17 protein-coding genes are annotated in these 19,420 nt (G+C 58.9%); 11 read left to right on the top strand and 6 right to left on the bottom strand.

Going from position 1 to position 19,420, the window contains the following annotated elements; translation table 11 throughout:
- Nucleotide 1 precedes the first annotated feature (1 nt).
- From nagA to M0412_RS17555, 3 genes are read right to left on the bottom strand one after another with little or no spacing between them, the layout of a single operon-like run.
- The gene (nagA, locus tag M0412_RS17565; RefSeq protein WP_269701246.1) at nucleotides 2-1,168 is read right to left on the bottom strand and encodes an N-acetylglucosamine-6-phosphate deacetylase; all 1,167 of its coding nucleotides are present in this window, start codon (nucleotides 1,166-1,168) and stop codon (nucleotides 2-4) included.
- Entirely contained in the window at nucleotides 1,165-2,187 is a 1,023-nt protein-coding gene (locus M0412_RS17560; protein ID WP_269701377.1) for an SIS domain-containing protein, read from the bottom strand. The genes nagA and M0412_RS17560 overlap by 4 nt, the downstream gene beginning before the upstream one ends.
- A 26-nt stretch (nucleotides 2,188-2,213) precedes the next feature.
- Nucleotides 2,214-2,969, bottom strand: a complete 756-nt coding sequence (locus M0412_RS17555; protein ID WP_269701248.1) for a GntR family transcriptional regulator — start codon at nucleotides 2,967-2,969, stop codon at nucleotides 2,214-2,216.
- 437 nt (nucleotides 2,970-3,406) lie between these two features.
- On the opposite strand from M0412_RS17555, the gene M0412_RS17550 reads away from it, so the two are divergent.
- The 5 genes from M0412_RS17550 to M0412_RS17530 all read left to right on the top strand — a co-directional run bounded on the left by M0412_RS17550 (nucleotide 3,407) and on the right by M0412_RS17530 (nucleotide 8,910).
- Nucleotides 3,407-4,588, top strand: coding sequence for a Gfo/Idh/MocA family protein (locus M0412_RS17550; protein WP_269701249.1), 1,182 nt, complete (start codon nucleotides 3,407-3,409; stop codon nucleotides 4,586-4,588).
- Between the two features lie 12 nt (nucleotides 4,589-4,600).
- Complete coding sequence (locus M0412_RS17545) at nucleotides 4,601-5,485, top strand: carbohydrate ABC transporter permease (RefSeq protein WP_052818771.1); 885 nt, start codon at nucleotides 4,601-4,603, stop codon at nucleotides 5,483-5,485.
- A complete protein-coding gene (locus M0412_RS17540; RefSeq protein WP_142842323.1) occupies nucleotides 5,482-6,339 on the top strand; it encodes a carbohydrate ABC transporter permease in 858 nt (285 codons plus the stop codon). The genes M0412_RS17545 and M0412_RS17540 overlap by 4 nt, the downstream gene beginning before the upstream one ends.
- 38 nt (nucleotides 6,340-6,377) lie before the next feature.
- The gene (locus M0412_RS17535) at nucleotides 6,378-7,610 is read left to right on the top strand and encodes an ABC transporter substrate-binding protein (RefSeq protein WP_269701256.1); all 1,233 of its coding nucleotides are present in this window, start codon (nucleotides 6,378-6,380) and stop codon (nucleotides 7,608-7,610) included.
- A gap of 187 nt (nucleotides 7,611-7,797) precedes the next feature.
- Nucleotides 7,798-8,910, top strand: a complete 1,113-nt coding sequence (locus M0412_RS17530; RefSeq protein ID WP_269701259.1) for an ABC transporter ATP-binding protein — start codon at nucleotides 7,798-7,800, stop codon at nucleotides 8,908-8,910.
- 152 nt (nucleotides 8,911-9,062) lie between these two features.
- Here the strand turns inward: M0412_RS17530 and M0412_RS17525 are convergent, their stop codons facing one another.
- Nucleotides 9,063-9,548, bottom strand: a complete 486-nt coding sequence (locus tag M0412_RS17525; protein WP_269701261.1) for a hypothetical protein — start codon at nucleotides 9,546-9,548, stop codon at nucleotides 9,063-9,065.
- A 243-nt stretch (nucleotides 9,549-9,791) separates the two neighbouring features.
- On the opposite strand from M0412_RS17525, the gene M0412_RS17520 reads away from it, so the two are divergent.
- The 6 genes from M0412_RS17520 (at nucleotide 9,792) to M0412_RS17495 (ending at nucleotide 17,019) form a co-directional block, all read left to right on the top strand.
- A complete protein-coding gene (locus M0412_RS17520) occupies nucleotides 9,792-10,655 on the top strand; it encodes a MurR/RpiR family transcriptional regulator (RefSeq protein WP_046799507.1) in 864 nt (287 codons plus the stop codon).
- 83 nt (nucleotides 10,656-10,738) lie between these two features.
- Nucleotides 10,739-11,521 (top strand): SDR family oxidoreductase, encoded by a 783-nt coding sequence (locus M0412_RS17515; protein WP_269701263.1) that lies wholly within the window; start codon nucleotides 10,739-10,741, stop codon nucleotides 11,519-11,521.
- Nucleotides 11,522-11,565: 44 nt separating this feature from the next.
- On the top strand, nucleotides 11,566-13,485 hold the full coding sequence (locus M0412_RS17510) for a beta-N-acetylhexosaminidase (protein ID WP_269701265.1): 1,920 nt from the start codon (nucleotides 11,566-11,568) through the stop codon (nucleotides 13,483-13,485).
- Nucleotides 13,486-13,498: 13 nt separating this feature from the next.
- Nucleotides 13,499-14,932 carry a M81 family metallopeptidase gene (locus tag M0412_RS17505; RefSeq protein ID WP_269701267.1) on the top strand — a complete coding sequence of 478 codons (1,434 nt, stop codon included), beginning with the start codon at nucleotides 13,499-13,501 and terminating at the stop codon, nucleotides 14,930-14,932.
- Nucleotides 14,933-14,994: 62 nt separating this feature from the next.
- Nucleotides 14,995-16,200, top strand: coding sequence for an MFS transporter (locus tag M0412_RS17500; protein ID WP_269701269.1), 1,206 nt, complete (start codon nucleotides 14,995-14,997; stop codon nucleotides 16,198-16,200).
- Between the two features lie 78 nt (nucleotides 16,201-16,278).
- The gene (locus M0412_RS17495) at nucleotides 16,279-17,019 is read left to right on the top strand and encodes a copper homeostasis protein CutC (protein WP_269701271.1); all 741 of its coding nucleotides are present in this window, start codon (nucleotides 16,279-16,281) and stop codon (nucleotides 17,017-17,019) included.
- Here the strand turns inward: M0412_RS17495 and M0412_RS17490 are convergent.
- A complete protein-coding gene (locus M0412_RS17490; RefSeq protein ID WP_269701273.1) occupies nucleotides 16,985-18,136 on the bottom strand; it encodes a glycosyltransferase family protein in 1,152 nt (383 codons plus the stop codon). The two genes, M0412_RS17495 and M0412_RS17490, sit on opposite strands and share 35 nt — an antisense overlap.
- Nucleotides 18,133-19,380 carry a glycosyltransferase family 4 protein gene (locus tag M0412_RS17485; RefSeq protein WP_269701275.1) on the bottom strand — a complete coding sequence of 416 codons (1,248 nt, stop codon included), beginning with the start codon at nucleotides 19,378-19,380 and terminating at the stop codon, nucleotides 18,133-18,135. Before M0412_RS17485 ends, M0412_RS17490 begins: the two co-directional genes overlap by 4 nt.
- Between the last annotated feature and the right edge of the window lie 40 nt (nucleotides 19,381-19,420).

Below are 19,420 nucleotides of genomic sequence, written 5' to 3'. Positions count from 1 at the left end.
TTCAGGCTCCGGAACGGGCGGCATCGTGGATTTTTTCTCCGCCGATCCATGTGGAATGCATTTGAAGGTCAGGTGTCAGTACGACGAAATCCGCATCGGAACCGGGCAGGAGTTTCCCCTTGGCCGTCGCACCGATGGCTTCTGCTGGATAAGCGGAGGCCATTCTCAAGGCCTCCTCCAGCGGCGTGTCCATTTTCCCATGCATGAAGCGGATGCAGGAAAGCATATCGATATCCGCCCCCGCCAGCGTGCCATCGGCAAGCGTCAGGCGTCCGCCATTGCGATAGACGCGCCGGCCGTTCAGTTCAAAGCCGTCATCATCCGTGCCGATGGTGGACATGGCATCGGTGACGAGGAAAATGCGGGCCGGGCCGTTCTTGGCGCGCAGCGCAATGCCGATTGCGGCTGGATCGACATGGAAACCATCGGCGATCAGCCCGCAATCCAGTTTTCCGTTCGAGAGTGCGGCTCCCACCAGCCCCGGTTCACGATGGCCAAGCGGACTCATGGCGTTGAAGAGATGGGTCACCATGGAAGCGCCGGCATCAGCATAGGCCGTCGCCACATCGAGGCCTGTGTCGGTGTGGCCGAGGCTGACGACGATGCCGGCTTTTCGGAGCGCTGCAACCTGCTCCTTGGTCACGTTTTCCGGGGCAATGGTGGTCAGCACGAAGGAAAGTTCGGCCTTGCAACGGGTCAGAACCTCAAGATCGTCTGCCTCCATCTTGCGGATCAGCGCCGGATCATGGGTGCCCTTGCGTGCGACGGAAAGATGCGGACCCTCGAAATGCAGGCCGAGGAAACCCGGCACATTTGCTTTGCCGGCGGCGATACCCGCCTGTGCTGCTTTCGAGGTCACATCCGGCCGGTCGGTGATGAGCGTGACCATCAGCGCCGTGGTGCCGAATTTTGCGTGGGCGGAGCATATCCGGGCGATGCCATTCACATCCGGCTGGTTGTTGAACATCACCCCGCCGCCGCCATTGACCTGAAGGTCTATGAAGCCCGGCGCGATCAACAACTCGTTCGCATCAATCACTTCGGCTTCGGCAGGCACCTTGTCTGAGATGTCGGTGACATGTCCGTCACTGGTCAGCAGTACCTTGCCATCATGCCAGGCGGCGCCATCGAAAATGCGGGCGCCGACAAATGCCTTTATACCGCTCATTGGGTTTCCGTTACCTTCTTCAATGCCGCCGGCGCATCCGGGTTGAAGCCGCGCGCGCGCGACAATTGCTCGATGAAGCCGTAAAACGGTGCGATCAGCAACAGGGCATCGGTCAGCGGGTGGTTGGTCTCGACGAAGGGCAGGGGCTTGGCCGGGCTGCCTTTTGCGGATGTGACGAAAACATTTGCGCCCTTATGGGCAAGATTTGCGGCGATATCCGTCACCGAAGTCTCGGCGCGGTCGCGTGCGGCAAAGGCGATGACCGGGAATTTCGGTGCGACCAGCGAGACCGGGCCATGCATGACCTCCGCTGACGAATAGGCTTCGGCATGCAGTTCGCAGGTTTCCTTGCATTTCAGCGCGGCTTCTGCGGCAATGGCAAGGGCAGGGCCACGGCCCAGCATATAAAGCGATTCTTCGCCCTTCACCGCCTCGGCGATCTGGCTCCAGTCGAGCGCAACGGCTCTTGCGAAATTCTGCGGCAGGGCGCTGACGGCCTTGGCGAGCAGGTTGTCTTCCGTCCATTCGGCAAGGATTGCGAGGCCAGCAACGATAGAGTTGACGAAGGATTTGGTGGCGGCAACAGCCTTTTCCGGTCCCGCCTGGATGTCGATGGCCTGATTGGCTGCATTGCCAAGCGGAGAGGGCAGTGTGTTGACGAGAGAGAAGGTGAGTGCACCGCCCTTGCAGGCACTTTCCGCCAGCGCAACGATATCAGGGCTTTTGCCTGACTGAGACACGGCGAAGGCCGCCGCCCGTTCCAGCCGCAGTTTCGTTTGGTAGATGGAGGCGAGTGAGGGCCCAAGCGACGCCACCGGCAGCCCGGTCTGCAATTCGATCGCATATTTAAGGAAATGCGCGGCGTGGTCGGAAGAACCCCGCGCAATTGTGACGATAACGGCTGGATCGCGGGCCTTCAGCTGGCTGCCGGCTTCCTGAAAATCATTTTTCGCATTGTCCAGCAGACGGGCGACGGCATCGGGAATCTCGTTGATTTCCTGGCGCATCAGGGTTGTCATCATTTCGTGTCCTTGATCGGTGTGTTTCACTCTGAGGTCATCGTCAATTCGGCGACGAGGTCATAGGCGTCGCTGCGGTAAAGGGCGCGGGATATTTCCATGAGCCGCCCGCTTTCCAGATAGGCCATGCGCTGAACGGACAGCGCGGCGGAGCCCGGCGGAACGCCCAGCAGCAGCGTTTCCTCATCCGTGAGATTACGGGCGGAAATGCGCTGAATGGCACGGACGGGGCGAATGCCGTTTTTCTCAAGCTCCAGATAAAGCGAGTTCTCGACCAGCTGCGGGTCGGGCAAGAGATCACCGGGCAGGCTCGTCACTTCGAGCGCAATCGGCTGGTCATTGGCAAGGCGCAGACGGGTAAGCCGCGCCACCATGGCGGATTGGGAAAGGCCGAGCGCCATCATCTCGTCGCCGGTCGGATAGAACAGACCCCTGTCCAGCCAGCGCGTGCTTGCGGCCATTCCCCGCCGGCGCATGTCTTCCGTAAACGAGGTAAGCTTGGTGAGTGGCTGTTGCATGCGGGTGATGGGCTTGACGACGAAGGTGCCGGAGCCGTGCCTGCGGACCAACAGGCCGTCACGCACCAGATCATCCACCGCCTTGCGCACCGTAACGCGGCTCACACCGGCGCTTTCGGCAATGTCACGCTCGGGCGGCAGGGCGTCGCCATGTTTCAGGCGGCCGCCATTGATGGCGTCTTCAATCGTCTGACGCAGTTTCCGGTAGAGCGGGCCGCCGCCTCCCGATTGCAGGTCATCCAGATTAAGCACTGCCCCGTTCATCCATAACCTCTGTCGCACCTAATGTGCCAATTCTGGCTATACCATACGCGCCATAATCGGCAATACCAAAATAGAACCATTAACGAATTTGTACGATTAATAAGGGTTTTATTCGATAGTTTGCCGAATAATGAGGCCTTATGCGTGAAATTCACCCATTAACCAAAAAAATTTTCCGGTTGCAGATATTGCTCTAGACGATTGGCATTTTTTTGGTATTGTTTTCGCAACGGTGATCGGCGGCGCCCTGTTGCGCATCCGTATTGCTGGGAAAAATCGGCTTCCGGTCCTGGGTTGGGCGTGCGAAATCGAATTTAACTTGACCGTCGTGAAAATTAATTTCATCGTGGCAGGCAATTATCGCAGATAACTGAATGGCCAACGTAGAAATGGTCGCTTCTGCGAAAATGAATTACGAATGAACAGGGAACAAGTTCATGAAAGTGGGAATTATCGGACTCGGATTCCGTCTCGGTTATCTGGGCTACGTTTTTCATGAAATCGACAAGGATTTCGAGATCGTCGGTTATGTCGATCCCGCACCGGCTGGTCTGCCGGGTCTGCAGGAAAAGGGCATTTCGGTCGGCAAGGCGTATGACAGCCCCGAGGAGCTGATCGCCAACGAAAAATTCGATCTTCTGATGATCGGTTCGCCGAACCATATGCATCTGGAGCATATCCGCCTTGGGCTCGAAGCCGGTTGCACCATCTTCAGTGAAAAGCCGATCGTCGTCAGCATCGAGGAGAGCCTTGAGCTTGCCCGATTGCTCAACAAGCATGGCCACGAGCGGCTGCTGGTCGGCCTTGTGCTGCGTTATTCGCCGCTTTACCGCGATCTGCGGGCCGCGCAGGCCGAAGGCAAGCTGGGCGATGTCGTCTCCATCGAGGCCTCGGAACATATTCCGCCCTATCACGGCGCGTTCTTCATGCGCGACTGGCGGCGCTATGAGCATTATTCCGGCTCCTTCATGCTGGAAAAATGCTGCCACGATCTCGATCTTTATAATGGTGTCGTCGGTGCGCGGCCGCGGTTCGTATCGAGCTTCGGCGGGCGCAAGAGCTTCACGCTTGCCAATGCCCCGCAAAATGACGGTATCAATGACATGGAGGTCTACCATCGCAAGCCGAGCGGCTGGATGGGTTCCGAAAAGGTCTTCGACAGCGACGGCGACATCATCGATTACCAGACGGCGATCGTCGAATATGAAAATGGCGCGTCGCTTGCGTTCCATACCAATCTCAACGTTCCCGACGATTTCCGCCGCTTCTGCGTGATCGGCGCCAAGGGCATGGCGGAGGGCGACTTCGTGCGCGGCTTCCTCAACGTGCACAATGCCCGGACCAACGAAAAGACCGTGGCCAAGACCTATTCGGCAGCCACCACGCTCTCGCAGCATTATGGCGCCGACGAGCAGATGGCAGAGGATGTGATCGCCCATATCGTCAAGGGCGAGCTCTTGCCGGTCTCCGCGCTCGATGCGATCGAGGCCGGCATTCTGGCGCTTGCCATGGACGAGGCACGTCACGGCCGCAAGGTGGTGGACCTCAAGCCGGTCTGGGATGAATATGACTTGGCGCTCCATGGGCAGCCAAAATCCTCCGCCGTGAAATCGGCTTAAGGGGGCGCTGCGATGGATGCGAAACGCAGCGCGGTCATCTTCGCCTGGCTTCTTCTTCTGCCGGCGCTTTTATACATCACGGTTATCGTTGCTTATCCGCTCGTCGATACCTTCATCCTGTCGTTTACCGATGCGTCGCTCAGAAAAACGACGAATTGGGTGGGTTTCATCAATTACGAGAAAATCTTCAACGCGACCTTTGCCGATGTCATCACGCGGACCTTTGTCTGGACGTTCTTTTCTGTCTCGATAAAGATGATCATTGGCACATTTGGTGCTGTGCTCCTGAATTCGGCCGTTCCTGGCCGGGCGCTGTTCCGTATCCTGACGATGCCACCATGGATCGTGCCGATGGCTATCGGCATCTTCATGTGGGGCTGGATGTATAACGGCCAGTTCGGCATGATTTCCGGCGTGCTGCAGAATCTCGGTCTGGTAAATGGCCCGGTCGCGTTCCTAGCCTATGGCAACACGGCCTTCTGGGCGACGATCATCACCGACGTGTGGATCGGCGTGCCGATGGTGACGCTTTATCTGCTGGCGGCAATCCAGGCCATCCCGCAGGACCTCTATGAGGCGGCGTGGACGGACGGCGCCAGCCGTGCTTACCGCTTCCGCCGCATCACGTTGCCGCTGATGCTGCCCGCCATGATCACCATGTCGATGATCTCGCTGATTTCGACCTTCAATTCGTTCGATATCATCTGGATCCTGACGCAGGGCGGCCCGACCGGCCAGACGACGACCATGATCATCGATACCTATAAAACGGCGATCGGCTCTTACAAATACGGTGAAGGTGCGGCCCGCGCCGTACTGATCTGCATCTTCCTGTCGATCTTCACTTATTTCTACTTCCGCATCACCAGCCGTATCTCGCAGGAGGCCAGCCGATGACCGACAAAAATGCGATGATCAACCGCTACAGGTGGTATGAAATGGTCGGGATTTATTGCGGCATCGCCGTATTCCTGACCTTCGTGCTGGCACCCTTCGTGGAAGGTTTTCTGGTTTCGCTGAAACCGCTCAGCCTGCTCTTTTCCTCGCCCTACAAGTTCTGGCCGCAAAACGGGTCCTTCGAGGCCTACCGGACCATGTGGGTCAGCGTTCCCGGTTTTGCCCGGTACGTCTTCAACTCCTTCTTCATCTCGACGATCTCAACCATCATCGTGCTTCTGCTGGTGGTGCCGGCATCCTATGCCTTTGCCCGGTTCCAGTTTCGCGGGCGTGGACAACTGCTGGGTGCGTTTCTCGCCATCAACATGTTTTCGGGCGCGGTTCTGCTGATCCCGCTTTACCGGCTGATGCGCAACATGGGTGTGCTGAACACCTATCTGGCAATGATCATTCCCGGCGCTGCCTTCCTGATCCCCACCGCCATCTGGCTGCTGCGCACCTATATGCTGCGCATTCCGCGGGAGCTGGAAGAGGCGGCCTATGTGGATGGCGCGAGCTATTTCTACACTTTCCGCCGGATCATCCTGCCGCTGGCGATGCCGGGCATCGCCGTCGTCTCCATCACCACCTTCATCGGCGCTTACGCCCAGCAGTTCATCTTCGCGCTCACCTTCAATTCCAAGACCGAATATATGCCGCTGCCCATCGGCCTGTTTGCCTATTTCGGTCGCCAGGAAGTCATCTGGAATGAGTTGATGGCGGCCAGCTTCGTCGGCATCGCGCCGGCCATGGTCGTGATCTTCTTCATGCAACGATATCTCGTCAGCGGGCTTACCGCCGGCGCGGTGAAATAAACAACAACCGGAACGACCACCAAAACGGGAGACTAATTATGGCACTGAAACATTACGGATTGGCGCTTTGCGCATTCGCATTTGCCGGTTCCACTGCCCTTACCACGGTGACGGCACATGCCGCCGACAAGGAGATCAGCTGGATCTATTGCGGCGACAAGATGGACCCCATCCATGAAAAATACATCAAGGAATGGGAAGGCAAGAATGCCGGCTTCAAGGTTGTTCCTGAGGTCGTTGGCTGGGCGCAGTGCCAGGACAAGGCAACGACGCTCGCTGCCGCCGGCACCCCGGTCGCCATGGCCTATGTCGGTTCGCGCACGCTGAAGCAGTTCGCGCAGAACGATCTCATCGTTCCGGTGCCGATGACGGAAGACGAAAAGAAGACCTATTACCCCAACATCGTCGACACGGTCACCTTCGAGGACACGCAGTGGGGCGTGCCGGTCGCATTCTCGACCAAGGCGCTCTACTGGAACAAGGATCTGTTCAAGCAGGCCGGTCTCGACCCGGAAGTGCCGCCGAAGACCTGGGCTGAAGAAATCGCCTTCGCCAAGCAGATCAAGGAAAAGACCGGCATTGCCGGTTATGGTCTGCCCGCCAAGACCTTCGACAACACCATGCACCAGTTCATGCACTGGGTTTATACCAATAACGGCAAGGTCATCGACGGCGACAAGATCACCGTCGACAGCCCGCAGGTCGTTGCAGCCCTCACGGCTTACAAGGACATCACGCCTTATTCCGTCGAAGGTCCCACGGCCTACGAGCAGAACGAAATCCGCGCCATCTTCCTTGATGGCAAGGTTGGCATGATCCAGGCCGGTTCGGGTGCTGCAACCCGCCTGCAGGAAACCAAGATCAACTGGGGCATTGCAACGCTGCCGCTCGGCCCCGAAGCCAAGGGTCCCGGCACGCTGCTCATCACCGACAGCCTTGCGATCTTCAAGGGAACCGGCGTGGAAGAAAAGGCGACCGAATTCGCCAAGTTCATCACTTCGCCCGGCCCGCAGGGCGAGTACGAGTTGCAGGGCGGCGCTGGCCTCACCCCGCTGCGTCCGTCGGCCAAGGTTGATGAATTTGTCGCCAAGGACCCCTTCTGGAAGCCGCTGATCGACGGTATCGCCTATGGTGGTCCCGAGCCGCTCTTCACCGACTACAAGGGCTTCCAGGATACGATGATCGAGATGGTGCAGTCTGTCGTTACCGGCAAGGCGACCCCGGAGGATGCCGCGAAGAAGGCCTCCACCGCGCTCGAGCAGTATAAATAATCCACAATGCGACGGTTGCGGGCGCAGGTCGCCCGCAACCTCATGAATTCGCCGCGAGAATGCCCGCCGCTGTGATGGAAGGGGCTTCTCATGTTTTTCAACGGTTCCGGTAAGACGCGGTTTTCCCCATGTCTCGGAACGTCTCTGAACGCAGCCTGATGTCGGCTGGTGACGGGAGAGGCAAGTTTTGGGTCAGCTTTATCTCAATAACGTCCGCAAGAACTATGGACATTTCGAAGTCATCAAGGGCGTTCAGCTCGACATCAGGGATGGCGAGTTCGTCGTTTTTGTCGGCCCTTCGGGATGCGGCAAATCCACATTGCTGCGCATGATCGCCGGCCTTGAGGATATTACCGCCGGCGACGTCGTCATTAACGGCGTGAAGGTCAATGAATTGCCGCCGGTCAAACGCGGCATCGCCATGGTCTTCCAGTCCTATGCGCTCTATCCGCATATGACGGTTTTCGAAAACATCGCTTTTCCGCTCCGCGTCGAAAAGATGGAAGAGAGCAAGATCAAGGAAAAGGTCGAGGGGGTTGCCAAGATCCTGCAACTCGACCAGCGCCTGCAGCAACGTCCCGGCATGTTGTCCGGTGGCCAGCGCCAGCGTGTCGCAATTGGCCGCGCCATCGTTCGTGAGCCGAAGATATTCCTGTTCGATGAGCCGCTGTCCAACCTCGATGCGGCACTCCGCGCCGACATGCGCATCGAGCTTACCAATCTTCACCGGACGCTGCAGGCGACGATGATCTATGTCACCCACGATCAGGTCGAGGCCATGACCATGGCTGACCGCATCGTGGTGCTGAATGCCGGCGAAATCGCCCAGGTCGGTGCTCCGCTCGAGCTTTACCACAAGCCGGCGAACCTGTTCGTGGCCGGCTTCATCGGCAACCCGAAAATGAATTTCCTGAAGGTCACCTGCAAAGCTGCCAGCGCCGAGGGCGTGACTGTGGAATATGAGGGCCAGACAATCACCGTGCCGGTGGAACCTCGCGCTGGCCTCGAAGGCAGGCAACTGACGCTTGGCATTCGCCCGGAACATACAGGCCTTGAAACGGCTGACCTTAATGTGAAGGTCGCGCCCAGCGTCATCGAGCGGCTGGGAGTGAACACGATCGCTTATGGGATTGCCCCGACGGGTGAGAACTATTGCGCGCTGCTTTCCGGTTCCGCGCCTGTCGTCGTTGATGAACCGATCATCACCGGCATCAAGGCATCGGATTGCCACCTGTTCGATGAAAGCGGCATTGCGCTCGAACGGCGCGTCGACCTTTCCGTCCTCAAGCTGATCCAATAAAGGGCAGGAACCGGGCCATGAAATCTGTTTTCCCGTGCCCGGCTGTTTCTGACGCGATGCATCTGCGGCGGTTTTCTGCCGTCGCCGCCAGACGAAAAAACAACGCCGGGCTTTCGGCCCGGCGTTCGCAACGTTCCCGCATGTCTGCTCTATCAGGGCATGGGATTGGGCATGTAACCGGTGAAACCGCTGATCTTCCAGCGTCCTTCGTGCAGCCGGCAATAATAGAGCGTCTGCCATTTCATGACGTCGAAGCTGCCATCGGCCTTACGAAGCCCGCCGTCGAACTTCTTGCGAACCAGCGCGGTTTCACCTTCCACTTCGATCTCTTCCAGCGTGGTGGTGGTGAAGATGGCGCCTCTTGGGTCTTCGGCAAATTGCTGGGTTTGAAAATCCTTCGCCTGTTTCAGCCATTCGTCGCGATAGGCGGTGAGCGACGGGAAGGACAGGCGCCAATTGTCCGGATTAGTCTCACGATTGGCGTTGATGCCGAGAAAGCCGTCCTCGACGAAATCATCCGCGACCTGCGACCAGTCGGCGGCGAGGAAGGCATCGATGTCCCGCGTCACCAGCATTTCCCAGATCGAATGGCGGGCGGTGTCTGTTTCGGTAAAGGGGTTTTTGAATGGATCGCGCATGGTTGTGGTCCGTTGTTGAAATTATTTTCAGGATTTGGAGATTTCTCTGGCGCAGATTGTTGGCATATGCTCATCTCGCAATCAACAAAGAAAATCATTTTCAAATCAAGGATATTCGGCGTGTCGTCATCGGGACGGAAGATGGTCGATTCATGGGTATGCACGGTTGACGGGCGTCTTGGATTAGGATGCATCGGTAACGGGGCCAAGCCTTAAGTTTTGGCGGAACGGAGACCGGTGAACATGGATATTTTCGCAAGAATACAGGAAGACAGGGGGCAGTTCTCGCAATCGGAACGGCGGATCGCCGATATTCTGGTTTCGGACTTCGAATTCGCCGTCAATGCCTCGATCATCGAGCTTGCGGCCCGCGCCGAGGTTTCTCCGCCGACGGTGACACGTTTCTGCCGTCGTGTGGGTTGTCTGAGCTTTTCGGATTTCAAGGTCAGCCTCGCCAAGACGGCCTATGTGGGCATTCGTTATCTCACCTCGGAACCATCGAGCACCGGCCCGTCGGATGTTGCCGAGGAGGTGCTTGCCAAGGCGCAGGAAGCGCTTTTCCTGCTGCACAAGACCCTTGACCCCGCCCTTGCCGAAAAAGCGGCGATCAAGATTGCCAATGGCGGCATGATCTATGCCTTCGGTGCCGGCGGCAATTCATCGATGATCGCCTCGGAAATCCAGAACCGGCTGTTCCGCCTTGGTCTGCGTGTCTCCACCAGTGCCGATCACAGCATGCAACTGATGATGACGGCCGCCGCACGCAAGGAAGACGTGATCATCGGTTCGTCCTTTTCCGGTCGCAATATGGAACTGGTGAAGTGTTTCAGGCTGGCGCGGGAAATGGGGGTGACCACCATCGCGCTGACCCAGAGTGACACGCCGCTTGCCGTGGCTGCGGATATCGTTGTGGCCGTCAATGTGCCCGAGGGAAACAACATCTTCCGTCCGACCTCATCGCGTTACGCCTATCTGGCGGCCGTCGATATTCTGGCGACACTTGCCGCTTATCACCACCGGCAAAGGTCGATGGTGACGCTGCGTCACATCAAGCAGCAGCTCGTGGAACATCGCGATTCGGATGACAAGCAATTGCTCGGTGACTGAGCAAGGACAATGAAAAAACAGGGCTGCATTGCCTGATATCCCGCACCGTGGCGGGTTGGAAAGCTTCAAGGGAGTGGTAGGAGATGAAGGACAGGAAAGACCAGCTTGCCGTCGTTACCGGCGCGGCAGGTGACATTGGTCGGGCGATTGCGGCAGCACTTTCTGAAAGTCATGCGAAGGTGGTGCTGGTCGATATCGATGCCGACGCCTTGTCCAATGCGCTTTCGCAGCTTTCCGGCCCCGGCTTTGTCGCGAAGACCTGTGATGTCACCGATCCGCAGGACCTTGCGCGGCTGGCCGCCGAGCTTGCGGAACTGGGCGATGTCGCGACCCTCGTCAACAATGCGGGTGCTGCAAGGGCCGTCAGCCTGCATGACACGACCGCCGACATATGGCGCAGGGACAATGCCCTCAATCTGGAAGCGCCGTTTCTGTGCTTCAGGGCTTTTGAGGAAGCGCTGAAGCGGACACAAGGGTCGGTGGTCAATATCACCTCCGTCAACGGCATGGCGGTGTTCGGCCATCCGGCCTATAGCGCGGCCAAGGCCGGGCTGATCCATCTGACGAAGTTGATCGCTGTCGAATACGGAAAATTCGGCATCCGCTCCAACGCCGTGGCGCCCGGAACCGTGCGCACCCAGGCCTGGGAAGCTCGGGCGGCCAGCAATCCGCAGGTCTTCGAGGAGGCGAAGCACTGGTATCCGCTGCAGCGGATCGTGCGGCCCGAAGATGTGGCCAGCGCCGTCGCGTTTCTGGCCGGTCCACAGGCACAGGCCATCAGCGGCGTATGCCTGCCGGTTGATTGCGGGCTGACGGCGGGGCAGGCGCCGCTGGCCCGGACTTTTTCGCAATCCGAACACTACTGATCGAAGCCCTTTCACGGGCTCAATACGCAATGAAGGGGAGCATCATGGCGCTCGCAAATTATCGTCTCGAAAATTCATGGCATCCGCTCGCAGAGTCCGCATCCGGCGGCTTTACGTTCACGCTGGTCAATCTTTCCCGCGAGCCGCTGAAGGATTTTCGCATCGTCTACACCTCGCTGACGCGGACGGTGGACAAGCCGGTTTGCGGCAATGCGGTTTATCTGCGCCGTAATGCCAATTTCCATGAGTTTGCGCCACCAGCCGGCTTCGTGCTCGAAGCGGGGAAATCCTGGCGCTTTACCGTCGATGGCCTCCTGAGGCCCGCGCGGCATCGCACCGACGGGGCGAAATCGGCCTATGTCAGCCTTGCCGATGGCACACATCGCGCCGTTGATGTCGGCGATTTGATGCTGGATGGGCGTCATAGCGAGCCGGCGCCAGTGCTGCTTTCGGAAGGCGAGCTCGATCTGCCTTTCGCCATCCAGCCATGGCCCGCTGAAATCAATGCTGAACCGGGCGAGGGCTTTCCTGTCGCGCTTTTCCCGACGGAAGACGCAAGCACGGAAGAGGTTCTTGCGGTGGAAACCGTGCTTTCCCTGTTCCGCAGGCTTTTTACCGTCGGTCATGTGCCCTTCAGCCTTGCGCCGGTTCATGAGGGAAAGCCGCTTCATTTCAAGCAGCATAGCGGGCTGGAAGCGGAAGGGTATCGCATCACCTTCTCCGAAGATGCGGTCGTCGTGGAGTATTCGGCCGCTGCCGGTCTGCAATATGGCCTGACGGTTCTGGCGCAATTGCTGCGTGGCGCGCGTATCGATCCCAAATTCCGGTTCCCGGCGTCCGGCAGCATCAGCGATGCGCCGCGTTACAGCTGGCGCGGCTGCCATCTGGATGTCTCGCGGCAATTTTATCCGACCGGCGATGTCGTGCAGCTCATCGATATTCTCGCATGGCTGCGCATGAACCGTTTCCATTGGCACCTGACGGATGACGAGGCATGGCGTCTCGAAATCAAGGCCTATCCGCTGCTGACCACTGTGGGTGCGACCCGTGGTCCGGATGCACCGCTTCTGCCGCAGCTTGGCAACGGGGCTGAGCCGGTTTCGGGCTATTACACGCAGGACGACGTCCGCAGGGTCGTTGCCCACGCGGCCGCGTTGAATGTCGAAATCGTGCCGGAGGTTGATATTCCCGGCCACAGCACGGCGGCTCTTGTCGCCTATCCGGAACTGACGGATGGGCAGGAAGCGCCGGACAGCTATCGCTCGGTGCAGGGATATCCGAACAACGCGCTCAACCCGGCCATCGAGCCGACCTATGAGTTCCTCGGCAAGATATTTGACGAGATGGTGGAGCTGTTCCCGTCGCGGTTGATCCATATTGGCGGCGACGAGGTTGCGGATGGTTCATGGCTGGCCTCGCCGCTTGCGAAGGCGCTGATGGAAAAGGAGGGGCTGGATGGCACCTTCGGCATCCAGTCCTATTTCATGAAGCGTATTCAGGGGATGCTGCATGAGCGTGGCCGCCAGCTTGCCGGCTGGGACGAAGTTTCCCATGGTGGCGGTGTTGATCCGGCTGGAACATTGCTGATGGCTTGGCAGAAGCCGGAAGTCGGTCTTGAGCTTGCAAAACAGGGTTATGACGTGGTGATGACACCGGGTCAGGCCTATTATCTCGACATGGTGCAGGATGAAGCCTGGCAGGAGCCGGGTGCAAGCTGGGCCGGCACCGTTCCGCCCTCGCATACCTATGCCTATGAGGCCGTCGGCGAATTTCCCGAGGAATTGAAGGAGCGGATGAAAGGTGTTCAGGCCTGCATCTGGTCGGAACATTTCCTCAATCGTGCCTATTTCAACCATCTGGTTTTCCCGAGGCTACCGGCCATTGCCGAGGCGGCATGGACGCCGAAGGCGCAGAAGGACTGGCTGCGGTTCTCCGCCATTGTTCCCTTGAGCCCGGTTTATTAAGGGGGAAGGTGCCATGCGTATTGCCGTTGGTGGAATCCATACCGAATGCAGCACCTACTCGCCGGTGCTGATGGGCGAGCAGGATTTTCGCGTCTTTCGCGGTACGGAGCTTCTGGAGGCCGAATACTTCAATTTTCTCGGCGAAGGCGGGGCGGACGTGCTGCCGCTTCTGCACACTCGTGCGGTGCCGGGCGGTCCGGTGTCACGGGTGGCTTATGATGCATTCAAGGCGGAGTTTCTTGACCGTCTCAAGGCTTGCCCGCCGCTCGACGGGCTTTATCTCGCCATGCATGGCGCGATGAATGTCGAAGGCATGGATGACGCAGAAGGGGACTGGATTTCCAGCGCTCGCGCCGTCGTCGGGCCGGATGTGATCATTTCCGCGAGCTACGACCTGCATGGCAATGTCAGCCAGACGATCGTCGATCAGCTGGATATATTCGCCGGCTACCGAACCGCGCCACATATCGATGTGCGTGAGACGATGGTGCGGGCTTGGACAATGTTGCTCAAGGCCCTGAAAACGGGTGAAAAGCCCGGTGTGGCTTGGGCGAAAATTCCCGTTCTCCTGCCCGGTGAAAAGACGTCCACCGAAGATGAACCGGCCAAAAGCCTTTATGAGGTTCTGCCGGGCTATGACACCCGGCCCGGCATTTGGGACGCGAATTTCATGATTGGTTACGTCTGGGCGGACGAGCCACGGGCGACGGCCTGCGCGGTGGTGACGGGATCGGACCGAGAGGCCGCACAGGCCGTTGCGGCCGAAATCGCGCAATCTTACTGGGATGCCCGGCAGAATTTTCGTTTCGGTCCTGTGACCGAGCCGCTCGAGGCCATTCTGGATATTGCAGAAAAGACGGCTACCGGCCCGATCATTCTCGCTGACTCAGGCGACAATCCAACCGGTGGCGGGGTCGGCGATCGTGCCGATGTTCTGGCGGCGCTGATTGCGCGCAACTGGCAGGGTGCTCTCTTGGGCGGCATAACCGACCGACCGGCGGTCGAAGCCTGCTTTGCGGCAGGCGAGGGGGCGAGCCTTTCCCTGAAGATCGGCGGCAGTCTCGATCCGCAAAGCCCTTCGGTCACTGTTGAAGCCAAGGTCCTGAAATTGGATGATTCCAGCGCTGCGGATCAGCGGCAGGCGGTGGTAGGTATCGGCGGCATCACCGTCATTCTGGCGGCGCGACGCAGGCCCTATCACATGATTTCGGATTTCACGCGTCTCGGTTTTGATCCGAAGGTGGTGAAGCTGCTGGTCGTCAAGTCGGGTTATCTTTCGCCGGAGCTTGCGCCGATCGCCAATCCCAACCTGATGGCGCTGACGGAAGGCGTTATCAATCAGGATATCGAAAACCTTCCCAACCGTCGCCGGGAGGGGGATTTTTACCCATGGAAGCCGCATTTCGATTATATGCCCGAACCCATTCTTTCGGCCCGCTGGCGATGACAGCGGTCCGGTAGCTTTTATCCAGCGATCCGGCGGGGCCGGATCATCTCAGGCGAATATCCATGCCGTCGGCTCTTTCCATCGTCATCAACAATCCGTCGATCCGCATCGGGGCGCTCGCCATCCTGTTTTTCGGATTTTCGAATGCGGCGACCGCACCTTATCAGGCGGTCATCGGCATTCGCGAAATCGGGCTCAGCAACACCGTTTATTCCCTTCTGATGCTGTTTGCCGCGATCATCAATGTCAGCGCCAGCGTGCTGATGGGCATTGTCGCCGACAGGCTGGGCGAATATCGCAAACCCATGCTGTTCATCGCGCTGTTCGGTGTCAGCGGTTATATGCTGGTTTATCTGGCGGGGAATGCCACGGCCTTTGTGAGCGCGAAGCTCATTCTCCTGCCGATTTTCGGGGCGATGAACTCGCTGATCTTCGCGCATGTGCGCGCCGATGCCCGCAATCTTTCGACGGGCGACATGATTGCCGTGAACTCGATCATGCGGGCGACAATCTCGCTGTCATGGGTGCTGGTGCCGGGCATCGTCGGCATTTTTCTCATCAGTTCCGGCAATATGCTGACGGCCTTCCTGTTTTCCGGCCTCTGCGCACTTGTCTGTTTTCTGCTCGTCGCCTTCTGCCTGCCCCGGGCCGCCACGCCGGCGGTAGTGAATACGGAAGCGCGTTTCGGTCTGCGTGCCTCGCTTGCGGAAATCGGATCACGGCGGGTATTGCTGCGGATCATCGCCATCGCGCTCATCTGCTCGATGCTGCATCTCAATGATTCGATACGTTCGCTCATCATCACGGGCCAGGCGAAGGGCACGGTTGCCGATATCGGCATCGTGGCGGGCATCGTTGCTGCGCTGGAAATCGTCTTCATTCTCTTATGGGGCTGGATCGAAAAGAAGGTGCCGCAAACACTGACATTAGCGGCGGGAGCGGTGCTTTATGCGGCCTACCTCATTCTGCAGGGGCTTGCGACTGAACCCTGGCATATCTACGCGCAGACGTTCATCAGCGCGCTGGGGGCTGCTGCCATCATCAGCATCCCCATCACTTATCTGCAGGAGTTGATCGCGGACCGGCCGGGGCTTGGAAGCTCGCTGATCGCGGTCAATATCTTCCTCGGCGCAGGTCTTGGCGCTTTGATTTTTGCTCTGGGAACGATGGTCTCCACCTATTCGGGTACCTCGATATTGGGGGCCATCGTGGGTCTTGGCGGTGTTTATATGCTCTACACGCTTGATGGGATGGGTCGCCGCAGGTAGAGCGTCGAACCCAAAAGTGTGGCGGTTTTCAAATGGTCCAGTGCGTAAACAGGGCACGTTCAAATGAAAGAGGTTAGGATGATTCTCGAGATTTGCGTGGACGATGTGGCCGGTCTGGAAGCGGCGGTTCGGGGCGGAGCCGATCGGATCGAGTTATGCGCTGCGCTTTCCGGCGGCGGTGTAACGCCGTCTGCCGGCTTCATGCAACGGGCGGCGTCCTGTGGATTGCCCGTCAGCGTGATGATCAGGCCGCGCGCCGGTGACTTCGTGTTCACGCGCGATGAAGCCGATGTGATGAAACGCGATATCGACGCGGCACGTGCGGCAGGCCTTTCCGGCCTGGTGCTTGGCGCATCGCTTGTCGATGGCTCGCTGGATATCGCTCTGCTCGAGGAACTGCGCCGTCACGCCGATGGGCTGGATATGACGCTGCACCGCGCCTTCGATGTCGTTCCCAATATGGATGAAGCGCTGGAGGCGGCCATCGCGCTTGGTTTCCCGAGAATTCTGACCTCCGGCGGCGCGCGCTCGGCGCTTGAAGGGATAGAGGCGCTGGCGCATCTATCCGAGAAAGCAGCCGGTCGGATTGTCATCATGCCGGGTGCCGGCGTGCGTCCGCAGAGCGTGCAGGCATTGCTGGATCGCTTTCCGATTACGGAAATCCACGCATCCTGTTCTGCCGTCCCATTTTACGACCCGGAAAGCCGGGTGGCGAAGCTCGGTTTCACCGGCGATGGGCGCAAGGGCACGGATGAGGCGGCGGTTCGCGAATTAAAGGCGATGCTTAGCGCTCATCATAAAGGCGGCGCAAAGCTCTAGCCGTACCGGCCGCCCCATCGAGATCAAGGTGGATTGCGTCCGGTCCCGGCAGGGCCAATGCCGCCGTGATGGCATCGGCCATGGATTGCGCGGAGATATCCTTTTCCTCCAGAACCTGCGCGAGCCCCAACCGCGCGAGCCGCTCGGCACGGGCGCTCTGTTCGGTTTCGCCACCGGCTGCAAAGGGAATGAGGAGCGAGCGGCATTTGGCCTGAAGAATATCGCAGACGGTGTTGTAACCCGCCTGTGAAACCGAAAGCCGCGCGCCGGCGAGCAGGCTTGCGAAATCCTTGCGGAAACGGAAGACAGAGACATTGTCCGGTGCCTCAGCCGAAATCGCGTCGAAATCCACCTGGGGCATGTTGGGGCCAGTGACGAGGCACCAGTTCCCGATGCCGTCCAGCAGTGGTGCTGCCTCAAGGGCGGCCCGGACAAGTGCTGCACCGACCGCGCCACCGCCGGCGGACACCACGATATCGAATTTCTCCGCCGGTTGCGGCGGTGGAAGCGGGGCAACAAGGCCGGTATAGACGATGCGCTGGCTGATCTCGCCAGCAAGGGGGAAGGTGTCTTCCAGCCGGGCGAAATTCGGATCGCCATGCACCAGCACGGCATCGAAATGTTTCTTCACCAGTGACACGGTTTCTTCGTCCCGACCCGGCTTGGTTTTTTCCTGCAGGATGTCGCGCAGCGATGTCATGACCAGCGGGCGCGGTTCGCTGTCCTCGATCTCGTCCAGCAGCGGCAGCAATTCGAACCGCACCTGCCTGCGGCCGAAGGGGAAAGCTTCGATGATGACGATATCGGGTTTTGCACCATGATAGGCGCCAATCAGCATATCGGTTCTGAGCTTCCTGAAGGCGTCGTCCACCGGCTTGCCGGAACTGTCGACAAGACCGGAAAAGCTGCCGTCGCTGACGGCGATCGGTGGTAGCTCGACATGGCGGATTCCCTCGCCCGGAAAGCCCGGAACCGGGGTGCCGCCTGTCACCAGAACGACATCGAAACCATCTGCCTGAAGCGCGTTGGCAATGCGGCTGGCGCGGGCGATATGGCCGATGCCCAGAAGATGCTGGACATAAAAGAAGACGGAAGGACGCTTTTCCGGTTCACTCATGGTGCTTTTTCCCACTCGGTCTCGAACAGAGCCTTCAACTCGCTAATGCTGGTGCGGTGGTCGAAAGCGGTTCGCACACGATTCTCGGCGGCACTGCCCAGACGCTGGCGCAATTGCGGATCGGTGATCGCGCTGCGCAGAGCCTGCGCGAAGGCGGTCGGATTTTCCGGTTCCGTCAGCAGACCGTTTTCGCCAGAGACGAAAAATTCCGGAATGCCTGAAATATTGGTGGAAATGCAGGTCAGCGCCTGGCTGGCGGCTTCGACCAGCACATTGGGAAGGCCGTCACGGTCGCCATCGCTGGTAATGCGGCAGGCAAGCGCGAAGAGATCAGCTTCCCGGTAGTTTTCCAGCACTTGTTTCTGGTCCATGGCGCCGGTCCAGACGATCCTGTCGGCGATGCCAAGCTCGTCGGCGAGTTTCCTCAGTGCCGTAAGTTCGTCGCCGCCACCGATATGGGTGAAACGCCAATAGATGTCTTGCGGCAGCGAGGCCAGCGCCTGCAGCAGAATATCGATGCCTTTTTTCTTGACTGCCCGACCGACGCTTAAAATCCGAACCGGATCATCTGCGTCCGATCCGTCTCTTGCCGGTCGCGATGTTTCGAAATGCGGAAAACGGGTTAGATCGAGCCCGTGATAGCTGAGATGCACGTTCTGCTTCTCCCCCGAAAGGGTCTGCAAGTGTTGAAAACCGCCGGCGGTGCAGGTCACGGCCCAGCGGGCGCTTTGCAGCTTGGCGGCAAGGTCGCGATCATTCGAGGTCCAGATATCCTTGGCATGGGCGGAAATCGTCCAGGGTGTGCCGGTGATCAAATGGGTATAGGCGGCGACCGAGGCGGGGGTGTGGATGAAATGGACATGCAGCCACTCGGCATCCACAGGCCATTCATGCGCGAGTACTGCGGCCTGACCGAAACGGCGGAAACGGTTGCGGCTGAGATCGTGTGGCAGATCACTGAAGAAACGGCGGAGCGCGCTGGTGAAGCCCGGCTTCTTGCGGCAGGCCCACAGCGCTTTCAGGACGCGCAGCGGCTCCTCGTGCAGATATTCCGGCAGGTAGGTGACGGGTGCGCGGATTTCGTCATGAACGGGGTGACGTTTCTTGTCTGTCGGCCGGCGCATGGACATGAGTTCAAGTTTCAGTCCGGCCTTTTCAAGTCCCAGAAGTTCCTGGGCGATGAAAGTCTCGGAAAGGCGCGGATAGCCCTTGAGGAGCACCACGATTTTTTTTGTATCGGTCACGTTGCGCGTGTCTCTTTTTGAAGCGGTGGTTGTCGGGGAG

Source organism: Agrobacterium sp. O3.4, assembly GCF_041414895.1.
GTDB classification, from domain to species: domain Bacteria; phylum Pseudomonadota; class Alphaproteobacteria; order Rhizobiales; family Rhizobiaceae; genus Agrobacterium; species Agrobacterium cucumeris.
This window is presented reverse-complemented; position numbering and strand designations above follow the sequence as displayed.

Coding starts and splice junctions, on each gene's coding strand:
- nagA (WP_269701246.1), bottom strand. CDS start 1,168: ATGAGCGGTATAAAGGCATTTGTCGGCGCCCGCATTTTCGATGGCGCC.
- M0412_RS17560 (WP_269701377.1), bottom strand. CDS start 2,187: ATGACAACCCTGATGCGCCAGGAAATCAACGAGATTCCCGATGCCGTC.
- M0412_RS17555 (WP_269701248.1), bottom strand. CDS start 2,969: ATGAACGGGGCAGTGCTTAATCTGGATGACCTGCAATCGGGAGGCGGC.
- M0412_RS17550 (WP_269701249.1), top strand. CDS start 3,407: ATGAAAGTGGGAATTATCGGACTCGGATTCCGTCTCGGTTATCTGGGC.
- M0412_RS17545 (WP_052818771.1), top strand. CDS start 4,601: ATGGATGCGAAACGCAGCGCGGTCATCTTCGCCTGGCTTCTTCTTCTG.
- M0412_RS17540 (WP_142842323.1), top strand. CDS start 5,482: ATGACCGACAAAAATGCGATGATCAACCGCTACAGGTGGTATGAAATG.
- M0412_RS17535 (WP_269701256.1), top strand. CDS start 6,378: ATGGCACTGAAACATTACGGATTGGCGCTTTGCGCATTCGCATTTGCC.
- M0412_RS17525 (WP_269701261.1), bottom strand. CDS start 9,548: ATGCGCGATCCATTCAAAAACCCCTTTACCGAAACAGACACCGCCCGC.
- M0412_RS17520 (WP_046799507.1), top strand. CDS start 9,792: ATGGATATTTTCGCAAGAATACAGGAAGACAGGGGGCAGTTCTCGCAA.
- M0412_RS17515 (WP_269701263.1), top strand. CDS start 10,739: ATGAAGGACAGGAAAGACCAGCTTGCCGTCGTTACCGGCGCGGCAGGT.
- M0412_RS17510 (WP_269701265.1), top strand. CDS start 11,566: ATGGCGCTCGCAAATTATCGTCTCGAAAATTCATGGCATCCGCTCGCA.
- M0412_RS17505 (WP_269701267.1), top strand. CDS start 13,499: ATGCGTATTGCCGTTGGTGGAATCCATACCGAATGCAGCACCTACTCG.
- M0412_RS17500 (WP_269701269.1), top strand. CDS start 14,995: ATGCCGTCGGCTCTTTCCATCGTCATCAACAATCCGTCGATCCGCATC.
- M0412_RS17495 (WP_269701271.1), top strand. CDS start 16,279: ATGATTCTCGAGATTTGCGTGGACGATGTGGCCGGTCTGGAAGCGGCG.
- M0412_RS17490 (WP_269701273.1), bottom strand. CDS start 18,136: ATGAGTGAACCGGAAAAGCGTCCTTCCGTCTTCTTTTATGTCCAGCAT.